The organism is Mycobacterium scrofulaceum (genome assembly GCF_001667885.1).
In the GTDB taxonomy this organism is placed as follows: domain Bacteria; phylum Actinomycetota; class Actinomycetes; order Mycobacteriales; family Mycobacteriaceae; genus Mycobacterium; species Mycobacterium scrofulaceum_C.
On sequence record NZ_LZJW01000037.1, the window covers coordinates 1 to 523 of the forward strand.

Below are 523 nucleotides of genomic sequence, written 5' to 3' on the forward strand. Positions count from 1 at the left end.
CAACGAACCCGAACCCGGACCCGCATACATCCGACCGGAATTGATCTCCGGCGGTAACGCCCCGAAGTCAAACACCTACGAACCCCCCGGCTCGAACCATGTGTTTCCCTCGCGAGTGTTTTGGCTGGCTGATTTCAAGCGATGCGCTTGCTTGCGAAGGCTAGAGCGCCGCGGGGTGCCCTCGCTGCGCGTGACGCGCACGGCCGGGCGGGAGACGCCCCGTTTTACCGGGCCGTGCGCAGCGCGCGCACAGCTGACCGCGCCCGTGGTCCACCCGGCTACCTGCAAAAACGGGTGCCGGCGGGACCACGGTGGACAACTGTTTCCGCGAAGCCGAGGCGGATCACCCTGGGCGCGGGACAAAAAATCCGGTCGCAGATAAAGGCCACACCGGCGCCGGCCGGGGCAGGGTCCGACGGGCGCCGCGGGCAAGGCGTCCGCCGGTCCGTCGGCGGCGTGGGATGAGATTGCTGCTGAGGTGGCTGCGGCGGCGAGTGGGTATAGCTCGGTGATTGCTGAGTTG

At 67.7% G+C, this 523-nt stretch carries 1 protein-coding gene and 1 pseudogene; one reads left to right on the plus strand and one right to left on the minus strand.

The window, feature by feature from the left end; genetic code table 11:
• A partial coding sequence (locus A5681_RS27600) for a PPE domain-containing protein (RefSeq protein WP_156737843.1) occupies window positions 1-75 on the minus strand: 75 nt, incomplete at its 3' end.
• Between the two features lie 325 nt (window positions 76-400).
• On the opposite strand from A5681_RS27600, the pseudogene A5681_RS28115 reads away from it, so the two are divergent.
• Window positions 401-523 (plus strand): annotated as a pseudogene (locus tag A5681_RS28115) (hypothetical protein); the annotation flags it as partial.